The organism is Brumimicrobium oceani, assembly GCF_003143775.1.
In the GTDB taxonomy this organism is placed as follows: Bacteria; Bacteroidota; Bacteroidia; order Flavobacteriales_D; family Crocinitomicaceae; genus Brumimicrobium; species Brumimicrobium oceani.
This window is the reverse complement of the sequence record NZ_QFRJ01000001.1, coordinates 495,199-510,988: the sequence shown is the minus strand read 5'-3', so window position 1 is coordinate 510,988 and position 15,790 is coordinate 495,199. Positions and strand designations below refer to the sequence as shown.

The window sequence follows — 15,790 nt, the reverse complement described above, 5'->3', positions numbered from 1 at the left end:
AGCAATGAAACGTGTAGTAGTAGGATTATCAGGAGGTGTAGATTCAAGTGTCGCAGCATACTTGTTAAAGGAACAGGGTTATGATGTTATTGGCTTGTTCATGAAAAATTGGCACGATGAATCAGTTACACTTTCCGATGAATGTCCTTGGATAGATGACTCTAATGACGCACTACTGGTTGCTAATAAGTTAGGAATTCCTTTTCAGGTGATTGACCTAAGCGAAGAATACAAAGAGCGTATTGTAGAATATATGTTTGATGAGTATGCTGCAGGAAGAACACCGAATCCGGACGTGCTGTGTAATCGTGAGATTAAGTTTGATGTGTTTATGGAACGGGCAATGGAATTAGGTGTGGATTATGTGGCTACGGGTCACTATTGCAGACGGAAAGATAATGCAGACGGAAGTGTTAGCTTAATGGCTGGGCTGGATAGGAATAAAGATCAGTCTTACTTTTTATGTCAGCTGAATCAAGATCAGTTAAGTAAAGCCCTCTTCCCTATTGGGGATTTACAGAAGGATGAAGTTCGCCGCATTGCGAGAGAGCAAGATTTAATAACGGCGGATAAAAAAGATTCTCAAGGACTTTGTTTTATTGGTAAAGTCAGTTTGCCAGAGTTTTTACAGCAACAACTTAAAGTGAAAACAGGTAAGGTAATTGAAATCGCTGAGGAGCTGCCGGTTTTATCAGATTTTCATAATATCCCACGTGATTTTGACCACATAGAGGAATTGGTCAGTCCTGTTCATTTTAAAGAAAATGATGGGATTGAGGTTGCGACTCATCAAGGAGCTCATTTTTATACTATTGGACAAAGAAAAGGTCTTGCAATTGGTGGGCGTCCGAATCCATCTTTTGTAATTGAGGTAGATACGGTGAATAACTTGATTTTTAGTGGTCAAAAAGATAGTCATAAGGCTTTAAATAAGCCTGCTTTAAAAATTGATAGTAAATCTCTTGTGTTTGCTAATTTAAACAATCAGTTCAAAGAAGGTAAAGTTCTTCATGTGCTCGTTCGGATTCGTTATAGACAAACTTTGCAAAAAGCGCAAGTCTTGCGTAAAAACAGCTATACCTACGTTTTATTTGATGAACTTCAAAAAGGCATTACACCAGGGCAGTTCTGTGCTTTTTATGATGACAATGACGAATTATTGGGTTCTGGTGTTATTAGTGCTTAGCTACAGTTTCTTCAAAAGTCCCATCGTTGTAAAATACAAGGACTTTCGTTATCCGTCTTTTATTTTCACCAATCGACGCAGTGATTGAACTTGGGCTTGTTTTTCCTTCATAGGGAGCGGATTCCTCCTCCTTGATTGTTGGGGCTACGGTAAAGTCACTTAAGTCCTTGTTGTCTTTCTCAGGCGTTTTCATTGTATTGACTTGCTCCGTATTTCGCCCTATTTTCTTCCCCGTGATCAACCAATCGGCATTCACCTTGGGAAATGTGGTTAAGATCTTTTGAATAAAATCTATGCTAGGCTTGTTACGCCCCGCAAGAACATGAGAAATACTAGAGCGTTGAACTCCTATTTCATCTGCAAATGATGCATTTGTCATTCCGTTCATTTTTATTACCATTTGTAACCTTTCGCTAATTGACATAAATAATTATTTGATGTAAAGTTAATGGTTTTGCGGAATAAATTACAAAAGTAAACTATATTTTTATTTCATCTTTTGCATATCGTTTAGATTTGTAAATAAAACAATGTTACATTTGTCAACTTATTCTTGTTGCTTTCTATTTGGTTTTGTGGCTTGTGTTAATGGCTTCACCTCCCACCAACAGGTTGTTATGTGCTAGTTTAATGTAGATTTACATTCTTTTTTGATGCGTAAATTATTGAATTTACTGATTTGTGTACTCCTGCTCTACTTCTCTACTTCTTCAAAGTTGCATGTCACGTTGTGTTTTTTTTACTGTTCTACATTTTAAGGTTTAAACAAGCTAAAAACTATCGATTTCTACTGTACTTTTGAGTTGCGGGTAGCGTCTTCATTCAGCTTTCCTCCTTTTTGTCGTAATTTCATTTGGAATACGATTGCTTTTAAAAACAAACCAAGGACTTTGTTAATCATGAAGGTTAAAGTTACACAAGCTTTTAGTAGAGTTAATTTGAATTGATCATCAGTATACTATCTCTATACTTACAAAGCTTCATTGACTTTCGAGGTTAAGAAAGAACTGACATTATAATTTTTAAGATGAATGATGAATAGAGTTCAGTTTCAAATGAATTGGTCTTGTTTTTATCTTATTCGAGTTAGAATGATCTATACTTACGTGCTGGATTATAGTTTATCCTCTTTGGCACATTACCTTATGGTTAAGAGTTTTATTTTGTAGAGAGTTAGCCTTGTTTGTAAGTAGAATACCTAATAAAAATTTGACATTGTAGCTTTAGGATTTAATTGCGTAAGGTCTCATACTTTATTCGTGTCTTATTTGTTAGAGTTGTGGGTTAAATTATAAGGACTAAGTCATTCTATTATGCGAAGGCTTCAAGATCATGAGTAACAAATAAAAGAGGAGTTTTTAAACTCCTCCTTAAATAAATAAAACAACGTTAAACTATAAACAAATAAAAACTTAATTCTTTGAAAATCCACATGTAAGCAATTGATCTTGTTCAATTTTTCGAGCAGGATACTTGCTAACTAAATCCATAATTTTTGAAATTTCAATTATTGAGATTGATCGCTCTTCTCTTTGCGCTTGATGTTTTTCCATTCGTTCATTGGTAATTACCATGCGATTTAGTGCTATTACATATCGATTCCTCATATCTCTCTGTTTAAAATAACTTCTCGTTGTTACGTTCAATCAATCAATAAGTTACAATTTTCTAAATAAAATTAACATATTTCAATAATTTTCTAAATTATAACTCGAGGATATATCGTGTATTCTGTTGTTTATCAAATCAATAAGGTGTGTATTTGTTTTTTACATTTTTACTAGAATTTTCATTACTTTCTGATTCTAAAAGCATTCCAAGAATAAGAATAAGAATGTAAAATGGGAATAAAATTATCTTTATCAACCTTTTTAAGATGTACTTATACGTTTTTTTGGACTTGGTTTTGATTTTGCCAGATTTATGCGCGCTTGTTTTTTCAACTCTCTCTTGTGCCGGATTCGAATTTTTTCTTTTGTATTTAAGCTGTAATTTAGATTTAGTTTTTTTCTTGGGTTTTTTAGGCTCATCTTCTTCGTTGTCTAGTCGAAAAAATCTATTCGCTCTATTCATCAAGATTTCAGCAATACCATATTCTCGAATGTTGGTTAAAGAATACTCTTTGTAGCTTAATAAAAATTGAAACATTAGTGTCTTCAATTGAATTAATAAAGAAATACTTAATTCTGTGGCTTCTTGCTTAACTATTATTAGCTCTGACTTGAGGTCTTCTAATAAAATTCTATTGTCTTCTGAGAGGGTTGCTTGCATGACTATTATTGTTGTTGAATGCAAATATCCGGAGTTTGGTTGTAACTTTTTGATGAATTAAGCGGTATACTAATATTAAGTTAATTCATTAAGCTTAATTAAGCAGATTAAGTAATGAATTAAGTTAAGTTTTTCTATTTTTGCTAATTCTTGAGACTTGCTGGTACATATCACCCCATCCCCTATATTCTTGAAAGGGTAACTGAGTTTTTACCCGGTGTTACTGTCGTATCTGCTATTTGGCTCGATTACGACAAGCAAATTTATTCTACAAACGAGGGAATCCCGCTGAATAATTACCTAAAAGTTAAGGCACAAAACATCAGGAATACACAGCTAAATTCAGAATGGACGACTAATCCGGAACCGTTTACTGAAGATAAAAAATCAAAAAATCAATTGACTTTTGAAGATGAGGATGAGTTGAACGTATTAAGGTTATATTTTCCCTCTCCCATCGATAGTTTTAAAGATGTAGTCTCTATAGCCTTTCCTCAGAACGTTTTTCTGAAAAGTTTAAATAGCAAATTCAAAGGAATGAGCACTCAGGAAAAACATATCTTGAGCCATATTTTAAGTTCGATATTTTCAGCTGAACACACTCGGGTGGTCCAGGAAAGAGATTTCTTGGAAAGTGTGCAACATATAAACCGAAAGAAAGATTTAAGAATTAAGCAACTAACTGATGATTTGAAATCTACAGAACAGTTATATAGCTCGTCGATTCGAAATATTATTAACGATTTCAAAAATAAGTTAGAAAAAGAACTCAAGAAATTATTCGTTATTAATAATGAAGTAATTTTCAAGTTGGCGAAGGAGCGTTTAACTATAGATCAGATTGAGTTGATTATCAAAAATTCTGTCTATTTAGCTTATAATTTAAATATTTCGGATGATACGATTCAAGTTACAGTAGATCATGTCCAGTTAAATAAACTGAAACAACCTGAAAACAAGCCGAAGACGACTATCAATCAAAACGACGGTAAAACTTCATTCTTACTGGATAAATACGAGGAGGCTGCTTTACGTGCAGCAGCGCTTGGGCTTTCTATAAATGGAAAAAATGTTGCAGCACAGTTGGATCCTCCAGTTACACCTCCTGCGATAACAGATGCCATCAAGAAAAAGAAATCTAAAATTGCTTATCTGCTTCAGCAATATCCGGAAAAATGGATGAATATTCGTAAAGCTATTCGACCAATATCATTACTCGATCAGTCAAGTAATCAAAATGCTAGCACACGTGTAAGTAATGTTTCTTGATGCTTGTAGATGAGTAAGATTTGTACCTTTAGTTCTTTGGTAGTAAATCAATTAATAGACTTGAATTAAACTATAGGTTTTTCTATTTAAAAACAAGTCGTTTTGTTTAAAGCCCTTATTTTCTTTAAAACTAAGTGCTTAACAGCTCTTAAAATGCATTTTTTTGAATTCTTCCTTTTTCAGATAAACATCACACAACTACTTTAGGTGTTTGAATTTTAACACTTGACTACAAGGTTTTTACAAATTTAATTGTGAAGTCTGAATTATTAAAAATTGCAAAAATCAATTTTGTATTGGATATCAAAATTCTGTGCGCATAAACTTTCTTAAGCAATCTATGTTTTAAAGTGAACATTTAGTTATCATTTTGAGGTCTAATAAAAATACAACGCTTCAATCAACAAATAAGCATTATCTTTGAAATGTAAAAGTAAAATAAGATGAAAGAGTTTGATATCCCAGAGTTTTACCGCTCTCCTATTATATCTAAAGTTAAGAATTTGCGTAAGGTGGCAGATCCTAGAAAAAAAGATTTTACACCAACCATCCTTAACTTTGGGCCAGTACGCTTCCATATCGCCAGACATTTTGGGTTTTGCTATGGCGTTGAAAATGCAATTGAAATTTCTTACAAGGCCATTGTTGAAAACCAGGGTAAACGTATATTCTTGCTGAGTCAAATGATTCATAATCCAAATGTGAATGCAGACTTGTTGGATAACGGAATTAAATTTCTCCAAGACACGGAAGGGAATGAATTAATTTCCTTTGATGAATTAAAGCCAGATGATGTAATTATTATTCCTGCTTTTGGCGCTCCATTAGAGACTGTTGTAAAACTGGAAGAGAAAGGTGTAGATGTTAAGGCGTATAATACGACTTGCCCCTTTGTTGAAAAAGTTTGGAACCGTTCCAAAAGTCTTGGTGAGTCTGATCATAGCATCATTATCCATGGTAAACATAACCATGAAGAGACAAGGGCAACTTTTTCTCACAGTTCCTTTAATGCACCTTCTGTTGTTGTTCGCGATATTGGAGATACTGTTTTTCTAATGGATATTGTTATGGGGAATAAGCCGAAAGAGAGTTTTTACACTTACTTTGAAGGTAAATATACCGAAGGCTTTGATGTCGATGTTCATCTAGATAAGCTTGGTGTGGTTAATCAAACTACAATGTTAGCCTCTGAAACACAAGAAATCGCGGACTTTGTTAAAGACACGATGATTCATAAATACGGTCTGGATAAAATAAAAAGCCACTTTGCTGATACCCGAGATACCCTTTGTTACGCGACGAATGATAACCAAAATTCTACTTATGGATTAATGGAGTCTGATGCTGATCTTGCGATTGTGGTTGGTGGATACAATAGTTCAAATACCACGCATTTGGTTGAATTACTGGAAGAAAAGTATCCTTGTTACTTTATCAATACCGAAGACGATATAAAAAGCAAATACGAAATTAAGCACTTCAACATTCACTCAAAGGAGCTGGAAATAACGAATGGTTTTCTTCCAGAAAACGATGTCTTAGATATTGTACTAACCTCGGGAGCGTCTTGTCCGGATGCTGTTGTAGACAGAGTTCTTCATAAAGTTTTGTCCTATTTCAATGATACAAAGTCAATTGATGATGTGATTGCAGCAGCAGCAAAAAATATTTAATAAATTATATTGATAATGCTTGCAGACTAAAATCAAATTACTAATTTTGCTGCGGGGTAAGTTATGTACGACTAGCTCCCTCTGAATCCCCCAGGACAGGAATGTAGCAAGGGTAAGAGGTTGTAGCAGTGCGATGCATGTTGCTTACCCCACTTTTTTTTTACCTCCTCCTCCACTATTTCATTCCTTTTTTTACATTAATAAATTTCATTAGCGCTTTCTACGGCGTCAGGCCCTGAACCGTATGTAAACTGTATTTGGCTCATTTTCCGAAGAAATAAGATGAGCCTTACTTTCCTTTACAATGCTATTTTTTGATATTTTTCAAGCATTGAGGGTAACCTTTTAAGGAACAGTTGTTTAAATATGTTAAAATTCGACAATTAGAGTTTTAATTCTTGGTTATGCAATCATAATAAACTACATTTGTAGTGATTTAGGTGGTTAAGTTAGGTTGATATGCAAGAGGGAGAAACGCCAGTTTCTTCCTCTTGTTGTTTAATAGCGCTTGAGTGCTTTTTAAATAAGCTTCTTCCCCTGAAATTATTTTCACTTTTAGAAACCAAAGACTTAAACCATTTTCTGTAAGCGCTTTATATTTCATCCAATCCATACTTCATAATTGAGTTCTTTTCTCCATTGCAGAATATTGAATACACCATTCTCACTGTTTCAATAGGGACGCATAAAAAAAGATAAAGATTTCATTCAACTCCTAAGTATTGTTGTATCTTTGCCCCCCGTAGTTACAAATCTATTTATAATGTCAAATTCAACGAAATATATCTTTGTAACTGGTGGGGTTGCATCCTCATTAGGGAAAGGAATTATAGCGGCTTCATTAGCCAAGCTTCTTCAAGCACGCGGTTACTCAACAACAATTCAAAAATTAGATCCATACATCAATATTGATCCTGGAACTTTAAATCCATACGAACATGGCGAGTGTTATGTGACGGATGACGGTGCCGAGACTGATTTAGATTTAGGTCATTATGAACGTTTCTTAAATGTAACCACTTCTCAAGCCAACAATGTTACCACGGGTAGAATCTATCAATCCGTGATTAATAAGGAGCGGAGAGGTGAATATTTAGGAAAAACTGTTCAAGTGATTCCGCACATTACAAACGAAATCAAAGAGAATATTCAACGTCTTGGAAAAGATGGGAAATATGACATTATTATTACAGAAATTGGAGGAACTGTGGGAGATATAGAATCTCTTCCTTTCGTAGAAGCCCTAAGACAAATGAGATGGGAGTTTGCGGATGATTGTATAGTGATTCACTTAACATTTGTTCCTTACCTCAAAGCTGCTGGTGAATTGAAGACAAAACCAACTCAACATGCAGTTAAACAACTTTTGGAATTAGGTGTTCAACCCGACATTCTTTGTTGTAGAACAGAGCATAAATTAGACTTAGAGCTACGTAAGAAAATTGCACGATTTTGTAATGTAGTTCCGGAAGCTGTAATTGAAGCAATGGATGCTGATACGATTTATGATGTTCCTTTAATGATGCAGGAAGAGGAATTGGATGAAATAGTTTTAAAGCGATTAAATCTTTCTCGTAAATCTAAGCCTGATTTAACTTCTTGGAATTCGTTTTTGAAAAATTTGAAAAGTCCAAAATCCGAGGTCACAATTGGATTGGTTGGAAAATATGTTGAATTAAAAGATGCTTACAAATCTATCAATGAAGCATTTATTCATGGTGGGACAGCTAATTTATGCAAGGTAAATTTAGAATGGATTCACTCTGAAAAAATCACTAAGGGCAATGTCGAAGAAATGCTTGGTCACCTTGACGGTGTTTTAGTTGCTCCTGGATTTGGTTCTCGTGGAATCACTGGGAAAATTAATGCTGTTCAATATGCAAGGGAAAATAAGCTGCCTTTCTTGGGTATTTGTTTGGGAATGCAATGTGCAGTCATTGAGTTTGCAAGAAACGTAATTGGTTGGGATGACGCGCATACTGCTGAAATATCTCCAGATTCAAAGCGCCCTGTCATCAGTTTAATGGAAGAACAAAAAACTGTATCTGACATGGGAGGAACAATGCGTTTAGGTCAGTATAAATGTGAATTAAAACCTAATTCTAAAATTTACGAAGCTTATAATACAGAAGTTATTAAGGAGCGCCACCGTCATAGATTCGAGTTTAATAGTGAATTTCTTGGGGAGTTTGAAAAAAATGGTATGAAAGCCACAGGATTTAATCCGGACACCGGGTTGGTTGAAGTGGTTGAAGTAGAAGACCATCCTTGGTTTGTGGGGGTTCAATTCCACCCAGAATACAAAAGCACAGTAGATACTCCACATCCCCTATTCAAAAGTTTTGTGAAGGCGGTGTTGGATAATAAAAAATAATAAATTTTAGAGTAAAGAGATAAGAAAAACAGTGTAATGGATAAAAATACAATTATTGGTTTAGGTTTAATCGGTTTAATACTGGCGCTTTTCACCTTTTTTAATCAGCCTTCGGAAGAAGAGCTGAAAGAAAGAATGGCGCAACAAGAACAAATAGCCCAGCAACAAAAAGAAGCAGTTGAAAAAGCAGACGAACAAAAGAAAACTACAATTGAAACTGATGAAAAAGCAGAACCAGTTGCTCTTTTAGATGAAAACGGTAACACAGTTTTTGATAGTTTAGGTAATACTGTTTATAGAAGTATTGATGCTGCGCCGACTAAAAAAGAAGGAGTTGTTAAAGCCAGAGATGTAGAGGAAGAAACTTATATCTTAGAGAATGAAAAACTCAAAGTTATTTTAACGAATAAAGGTGGTGGTGTAAAAAGTGTATTCCTAAAAGAACACCAAACTTATGATGATTTTAGTAAAAATACGGGAACAGATAAGATTGATCCACTTGAACTTTTTAATGAAGAGGTTGCTTCTAATGGTTTGAGGTTCAAAACAAATGAAGGTGAACAAAATACGACTGGAATTGCTTTTGAGATTTCAAAAAATACAGACAACTACATTTCTTTTATAGCCAATTTTGAAGACGGTAAGTCAATTGAACAAATTTATTCGATTACCCCAGAGCAATACCACATCAATTATGAGGTGAAAATGAATGGCTTTGAAGGTGAAGTTAATTCAGATCAAGTTTTCCTAGATTGGCATGTTGAACTGTTGAAAACAGAGAGATTACTTTCTGAACAACGCAGAATTTCAACCATCTTCTTTAAAGAATCAAACGGCTCATATGATTACCTTTCTGAATATTCCGATGATGAATTTAATGCAGAAACGAATGTTGATTGGGTTGCTTTTAAACAAAGTTACTTCTCTTCTATCATCATGCCAGATCAAAGTTTCAAGAAGGAAGGTACGAATTTCAAAGTAACAAATTACGAAGAAGGATCTTTTAAAGATTCAACTCATATTAAAGAGTATAGCTCTTCTATGAATATAGGAATGAGTAATACAGGTTCTGGAAACGCTGAGATGAAATGGTTCTTTGGTCCAAATGATTATGATTTATTAGAATCTTATGCTAATGGTAGTGAGGATATCATTAATTATGGTTGGGGATTATTTAGATGGATTAACATCTATGCAATTCAACCCCTATTCGTATGGTTAGCAGGTTACGGAATGAGCTTAGGTATTGCAATTTTACTATTGACTGTAATTATCAAACTAATCCTTACTCCTATTCAATGGAAAATGTATGCTTCTTCTGCGAAAATGAGAATTTTGAAGCCAGAGGTTGAAGAAATCAACAAAAAATATCCTGAAAAGGATGATGCTATGAAAAAACAAATGGAAATGATGTCACTCTATCGAGAGTCTGGTGCAAGTCCATTGGCGGGATGTATTCCGATGTTAATTCAAATGCCGATTTTGTTTGCAGTTTTCCGCTTTTTCCCAAGTACCTTTACCTTGCGTCAGGAAGGCTTTCTTTGGGCTGAAGATTTATCAAGTTATGATTCTATTTTAGATTTAAGTTTCAATATTCCATTTTATGGTGCGCACGTAAGTTTATTTACCCTATTAATGGCGGTAACCACTTTGTTTTACACTGTTTTAAACAGTAGTAACATGCAGCAACCATCACAGCCGGGAATGCCAAATATGAAAGTTATCATGTACTTCTTCCCTATTATGATGATTTTCTTCTTCAACAATTATGCATCAGGATTAAGTTATTATTACTTCATCTCAACGTTAATGTCTATTTTAACTATGGTGATGATTAAGAATTTCTTTGTGAATGAAGATAAATTGAAAGCAAAAATGGCCAAACGCCAAGATGCGAGTAAAAAGGAAGGAAAGAAAAAAGGAAAATCTAAATTCCAAGAACGCTTAGAGCAAATGCAAAAAGCACAGCAAGAAAAACTAAAAAACGGTAAGAAGTAATTTTCTATTTCTTTATAAAATACAATGAAGGGCCTTATTCTGCTTAGAGTAAGGTCTTTCTTTTTACATCAAGAATAAACATTCTAGCATTATTTATTGTTAAAGCATCATCTTAAAAAAACTATCTTGAAAAATAATAACACATTTTATTCTAATCTTTCAAAATTACTACCCACTGTACTGCTCTTATTAGGGGGTATTCTAGCTCATTCGGTAACAGTGTTTGGACAAGAAAAATCTGCCACCTTGATCATTGAAGTGGTTGGAATGAGAAACAACACTGGTAAGATTATTGGCAGTGTATTTAATTCTAAAAGTGGCTTTCCTGGAACTCCCAACTTGGCCAAATATTTAGTTGAACAGGAAATTACTAATAATTCCAGTAGAATAAAGATAGAGAATGTTCCATTTGGTAACTATGGCGTTAGTTTAGTTCATGATGAAAATTCAAATCAACGGCTCGATACTAATTTTATTGGAATCCCAAAAGAAGGTATTGGAATGAGTAATAACGCTGAAGGAAGCTTTGGCCCACCTAGTTTTGAAGAAGCTAGTTTTGAGTTTTCTAAGAAAGCGCAGACTATTCAAATCAGGATAAAGTACTATTGAATAACGCTTTAAGTAGGTGTTTTAAATGAATAGTTTTGTTTCTGTGAACAATTCAGCTTAATTCAGAGAGAAATGTACTTTCTTCCAGCTGACCCTGAAACTACTTTTAAGCTTGAAAAAAGTCAGGGTGTGAATCGCGCTGAAATTACAGTTTAACAAAAATCTAATGAAGATCACCCGCTCTTGTCTATCTTGTAAAGCTCAAGAAAAACAATACATTTTCAGTCAATTATCAAGTGGACTAAGTTTCCTGTATTTTTTAGACAATTTTAGTTCATAAATAATTTTCCAAATCAATTTTTTCATTAACTTACTTGGGAAATTAAAAAATGAATCTATGCTAATAGAAATTAATAACAACAACATCGATAAGCGACTAATCGATGACATTGTAAGTGAGTTAAAGAAAGGTGAAATTATTATTTATCCAACGGATTCAGTCTATGCGATTGGTTGTGATTTAAAGAATAAAAAAGCCTTGGAGAAATTGGCCAAGTTTAAAGGAATGAAACTGAAAAATTCAAAATTCTCCATTATCTGTAAAGATTTAAGTCAGGTTTCAGAATATGTGAAGCACCTTCCACAACCAACTTTTAAATTAATGAAACGAACTTTACCTGGTCCGTTTACCTATATTTTAAATGCATCGAGTGAAGTGACAAAACTATTTGATACCACGCGAACAGAATTGGGGATTAAAATACCTGACAACAATATTGTTTTAGAAATTGTTGAAGCTTTGGGTAATCCTTTAGTAACTTCTTCATTAAATAATAATGAGGATGATATGCTGGAGTATTTTATTGATCCCTATAAAATATACGAACAATTTGATGATCAAGTAAAAACAATTATAGACGGGGGTCCAGGAAAGTTAGAGGCGTCTACTGTAATAGACTGTACTGGAGATGCTCCAGAATTGATTCGTCAAGGTGCTGGTATTTTATAAAATGATATAATGTAATTTTGACAATGGGTTGATAATTGATATCAGCCCATTTTTCTTTTAGATTATTATGCTAAGCTATTTGTTGTTAGATTGCCTGAATACCAGCTTGATTAAATGGCAGCATGAAAATTCCAAGTAGATAATTGTAAGCTGGGAAGGTATTATTTTTTCTCCCTTGAGCTAAAAACAAACCAGTGACTATCCGTTTACCTAATCATTTTTCAACTTCCAGATTTTAATTTTTCTGTCATCACTGACAGTGGCAAAAGAATTTTCAGAAATTTTGGCGATTCTATTAACGGTGTGCCGGTGTCCCCTATTTTTAAATTCTATTCTTTCAATAATGGAAATATCTTCAGTGTTCCAAAGCTTAATACTTTTGTCGAAACTAACAGAAACTAGATTTTTCTTATTATTTAAAAATTCTAAATCGTAAACCGCATAATTATGAGCTGGAATAGTTAATAATTGTTTTTCATCTTTCCAATTCCATTTCTTTATGTGGGCATCTTTTCCTCCGGTATATAAAAAATCACCATCAAATAAAGCGCAGTTTGCCCCTTCTTTATGTGCTGTTAATTCATTTGTCTGATTGAAGAAAGATGTTTCTAAAATTCTAACGATTCCATCCTGACCACAAATAGCTAAAAATTCGCCATCTTCGCTAAGGGAAATTTCTCGAATTTTACCACAATTATAAGGAAGGGTGATCAATAAATCAAAAGTTTCAGAGCTCCATGCACAAAAAACACCATCTTTATCACCAGAGTAGAAATGTCCCTTTTTCTCATTATGAATTAAAGCAAAAACACCACTTTTATGCTGCGTTAACAATCGTATTTCCTCTTTCTTCTCTGTATTTATAACATGAATTCCTCCATTATTAGTACCAACAGCCAAAAGATTATGTTTTTTTGAAAAAGCAATATTATAGGATGACCTTTCTAATTTTACAGCGAATTTTGTTTGTTCGCCAGTCTTTGGGTTCCATTGTGCAACATATTTGTCAGCACTTGTTGTAAATAGGAAAGGATCACAAAAAATAACATCGTAAATTGCACCATTATGGCCACTAATAGATTTTATATTTTCTAATCCCTTCATAACTCTAGATTATTGATTTTCTTCCTCTTCTTCTATATCGTCAGAATTAACTTGCTTTAAACGTGTTGCATAATCTTCTGGTAGATTCTCAAAGAATGTATCACCACGTAAGCCAATTCTTAAACATTCTAATGGAATAACTTCATGTGGAGCAATATTACCAAGGTTTACGTTAGCTCCAAATAATTTAATAAACCAAACTTGTTGATTTTTAATTGGTGCTTCCCAAAGAATTCGATTGGGTTCAATCTTAGCGATAATTTTGTTAATCAAAAAAGTATGCGCTGTTCCATTAGGTCTAAAAACTCCAACATTTCCACTTTCTCTACCTTCAGCAATCACTTTCCAAGATCCGGCTTCCAGCTCTGTACTCATCATTTTAATCCATTTATTTGGAGAAATTAAAATACCAGAGTCTTTTGATCCAACTTCAGATAAAACCGTTCTGTCTTTGGCCATGGTGTGAATTAGTTCACACTTTTTGTCATGAGGAATAATGATAGAACCATCAGATATTTCAGCCAAATCTAAGTCATACTTATCTACTAATCGCAAATAATCTTCAAACATTCCTCTAGCATAAAATGCCTCGAATAATGTTCCTCCAAAGTATGGCCTAATATTATTGGATTTGTATAACGCGATTTTTTCTTCTAAGTCGTTGGTAACGAATGCTGTTCCGAAACCAAACTTCACAATATCTGTAAGGTGCTTGTTCGCTTCTATAAAATCTGCTGTTTGGGAAAGACTTAAGCCTTTGTCCATCATCATTGTTAATCCCTTTTCCCGAGGTTTTTCGGGTCTTTCAGGAATAAAAGGTAATTCAAAATTTTTCATTGTCTTTACTTTCGTCAAGTTCATGTAACCTATCTATAAAATAAGATGCCTTGCTCATTTCTGGAAAATGCAAAAATAAACTTTTCGCCAAAATAGCATCATTTTCTAGGACTTCATCAAATATCATCATAGATTCAGATTGATTTCCTACCATCCAATGACAATAACAAAGCACCATTTTAGTTACATTATTATTATTGAGTTCTTTATTCTTTTCAACTGCTTCAAAAACTAATTCCATAGATTGTCCTGCCAAGAAAGAGAGATAATCTATTATTATTTCTTTTTCATTTGGCTCTAATTGGACCGCTTTTTCGTAGGCCTTGAGCGCTTGTTCTGTTTGGTTTTTATTTTCGTAAGCGTTAGCGAGAGCTCTCCAAAAATCTCCTTTTTCGGGCTCTAAATCGACAGCTACGATAAGCTCTTGAACCGCACGCGTGTGATTTTCCATCAAATCGCTCATTATTCCCTTCCCCAACCAAGCGTCTGCCAGCTGCGGCAATAGAATAGTGCTTTTGTTATACATTTGATAGGCTTTTTCGTAATCTGCCAACTCTTCGTAACATTCTCCCATGGAACAAAATACCATAGGATCGTTTTTATCTAACTCTAAACATTTTTTATAATATTCTAATGCAGACTCTATTTTGTTGGCGTCGAGATAGGCATTGGCAATATTGTATAAAGCAGGAACAAAATCGTCTTGTATAACAATAGCATACTCATAAGCCCAAATGGCCTCATCGGTTTTGTCCATTTTCGAGTAAGTATTCCCTAAATTGTACCAAGTGGTATAGGAATACGGATCATTGTCTATGTAGGATAAAAAGCTCTTTACTGCATTGGCATAATCTCCAATTTTTTCATAGCAGTGTGCCAATTCGTAAATTAACATATCGCTGAGAAAGCCCTCGTCTATGGTACCATTTATGACTTTTATCGCTTCAATGTAGTCGTCTTTACTTTCCAATTCCATTGCTAAGTCTATGGCAATATCAACTTTTTCTTCTCCTGTGGCAACAAGAAGAGCTTTCCTGAAATATTTTACTGACTGATCGCTGTGCTTCAGTTGACTGTAGCATGAGGCGATAGACAGCAAGACATCGAGATTATTGGGCTCCAATTGCTCTAAATTAATTAAGTTTTTTAAAGCTGAATTGGTGCTACCCGTCATTGACATAATTTGGGCCTGACGGATGATAATTGTACTATTTGTTGGGAAATGTTGAAGCGCTTTTTCCGCAGCCCATTTGGCTTTTTTTAATTGGTTTGAAATCATCAAATGATCCAATATATATTCAACATCATCAGAATCTATATAAATATATTCATCACGTTGATACATTTCATCAAAGTTGGCTAAACTTCTTTGATAATCATGGTTTAACCAATCGTCTTCATTTTCTTCTTCAAACATGTCGCTAAGATAAGAAATTCTTATTCAAATGTATCTATTATAGTAGCGAAACGCTGTATTCTACAAAATTAAAAATGTGCTGAAATTTCTTCCAGCACATCTC

The 15,790-nt window shown here is 34.1% G+C and carries 14 protein-coding genes and 1 other RNA gene; 8 read left to right on the top strand and 7 right to left on the bottom strand.

The window, feature by feature from the left end:
* The first annotated feature begins 4 nt into the window (after window positions 1–4).
* Complete coding sequence (mnmA, locus tag DIT68_RS02245) at window positions 5–1,186, top strand: tRNA 2-thiouridine(34) synthase MnmA (protein WP_109358182.1); 1,182 nt, start codon at window positions 5–7, stop codon at window positions 1,184–1,186.
* Here the strand turns inward: mnmA and DIT68_RS02240 are convergent.
* The 3 genes from DIT68_RS02240 to DIT68_RS02230 all read right to left on the bottom strand — a co-directional run bounded on the left by DIT68_RS02240 (window position 1,176) and on the right by DIT68_RS02230 (window position 3,457).
* Entirely contained in the window at window positions 1,176–1,610 is a 435-nt protein-coding gene (locus DIT68_RS02240) for a helix-turn-helix domain-containing protein (RefSeq protein ID WP_109358181.1), read from the bottom strand. The two genes, mnmA and DIT68_RS02240, sit on opposite strands and share 11 nt — an antisense overlap.
* 988 nt (window positions 1,611–2,598) lie before the next feature.
* The gene (locus tag DIT68_RS02235) at window positions 2,599–2,793 is read right to left on the bottom strand and encodes a hypothetical protein (RefSeq protein ID WP_109358180.1); all 195 of its coding nucleotides are present in this window, start codon (window positions 2,791–2,793) and stop codon (window positions 2,599–2,601) included.
* Between the two features lie 139 nt (window positions 2,794–2,932).
* Window positions 2,933–3,457, bottom strand: a complete 525-nt coding sequence (locus DIT68_RS02230) for a hypothetical protein (protein ID WP_109358179.1) — start codon at window positions 3,455–3,457, stop codon at window positions 2,933–2,935.
* Window positions 3,458–3,607: 150 nt separating this feature from the next.
* Between DIT68_RS02230 and DIT68_RS02225 the strand changes: the two genes are divergently transcribed.
* The 3 genes from DIT68_RS02225 to ffs all read left to right on the top strand — a co-directional run bounded on the left by DIT68_RS02225 (window position 3,608) and on the right by ffs (window position 6,546).
* The gene (locus tag DIT68_RS02225; RefSeq protein WP_109358178.1) at window positions 3,608–4,726 is read left to right on the top strand and encodes a hypothetical protein; all 1,119 of its coding nucleotides are present in this window, start codon (window positions 3,608–3,610) and stop codon (window positions 4,724–4,726) included.
* Between the two features lie 443 nt (window positions 4,727–5,169).
* Window positions 5,170–6,399, top strand: coding sequence for a 4-hydroxy-3-methylbut-2-enyl diphosphate reductase (locus DIT68_RS02220; RefSeq protein WP_109358177.1), 1,230 nt, complete (start codon window positions 5,170–5,172; stop codon window positions 6,397–6,399).
* 54 nt (window positions 6,400–6,453) lie between these two features.
* Window positions 6,454–6,546: signal recognition particle sRNA small type (ffs, locus tag DIT68_RS02215), an RNA gene on the top strand.
* A 289-nt stretch (window positions 6,547–6,835) separates the two neighbouring features.
* Here ffs and DIT68_RS16250 read toward each other — a convergent pair.
* Window positions 6,836–7,012 (bottom strand): hypothetical protein, encoded by a 177-nt coding sequence (locus DIT68_RS16250; protein WP_158276093.1) that lies wholly within the window; start codon window positions 7,010–7,012, stop codon window positions 6,836–6,838.
* Window positions 7,013–7,162: 150 nt separating this feature from the next.
* Here DIT68_RS16250 and DIT68_RS02210 point away from each other — a divergent pair, with 150 nt between their 5' ends.
* The 4 genes from DIT68_RS02210 to DIT68_RS02195 all read left to right on the top strand — a co-directional run bounded on the left by DIT68_RS02210 (window position 7,163) and on the right by DIT68_RS02195 (window position 12,329).
* Window positions 7,163–8,773, top strand: coding sequence for a CTP synthase (locus DIT68_RS02210; protein ID WP_109358176.1), 1,611 nt, complete (start codon window positions 7,163–7,165; stop codon window positions 8,771–8,773).
* A 36-nt stretch (window positions 8,774–8,809) separates the two neighbouring features.
* Window positions 8,810–10,771, top strand: a complete 1,962-nt coding sequence (gene yidC, locus DIT68_RS02205; protein ID WP_109358175.1) for a membrane protein insertase YidC — start codon at window positions 8,810–8,812, stop codon at window positions 10,769–10,771.
* Between the two features lie 126 nt (window positions 10,772–10,897).
* Window positions 10,898–11,380 (top strand): DUF2141 domain-containing protein, encoded by a 483-nt coding sequence (locus DIT68_RS02200; RefSeq protein ID WP_146194095.1) that lies wholly within the window; start codon window positions 10,898–10,900, stop codon window positions 11,378–11,380.
* Window positions 11,381–11,717: 337 nt separating this feature from the next.
* The gene (locus DIT68_RS02195) at window positions 11,718–12,329 is read left to right on the top strand and encodes an L-threonylcarbamoyladenylate synthase (protein WP_109358173.1); all 612 of its coding nucleotides are present in this window, start codon (window positions 11,718–11,720) and stop codon (window positions 12,327–12,329) included.
* A gap of 210 nt (window positions 12,330–12,539) precedes the next feature.
* Here DIT68_RS02195 and DIT68_RS02190 read toward each other — a convergent pair whose 3' ends face one another.
* From DIT68_RS02190 to DIT68_RS02180, 3 genes are read right to left on the bottom strand one after another with little or no spacing between them, the layout of a single operon-like run.
* The gene (locus tag DIT68_RS02190) at window positions 12,540–13,433 is read right to left on the bottom strand and encodes a WD40 repeat domain-containing protein (RefSeq protein WP_109358172.1); all 894 of its coding nucleotides are present in this window, start codon (window positions 13,431–13,433) and stop codon (window positions 12,540–12,542) included.
* Window positions 13,434–13,442: 9 nt separating this feature from the next.
* On the bottom strand, window positions 13,443–14,270 hold the full coding sequence (locus tag DIT68_RS02185; protein WP_109358171.1) for a phosphosulfolactate synthase: 828 nt from the start codon (window positions 14,268–14,270) through the stop codon (window positions 13,443–13,445).
* On the bottom strand, window positions 14,257–15,687 hold the full coding sequence (locus tag DIT68_RS02180; RefSeq protein ID WP_109358170.1) for a tetratricopeptide repeat protein: 1,431 nt from the start codon (window positions 15,685–15,687) through the stop codon (window positions 14,257–14,259). Before DIT68_RS02180 ends, DIT68_RS02185 begins: the two co-directional genes overlap by 14 nt.
* Between the last annotated feature and the right edge of the window lie 103 nt (window positions 15,688–15,790).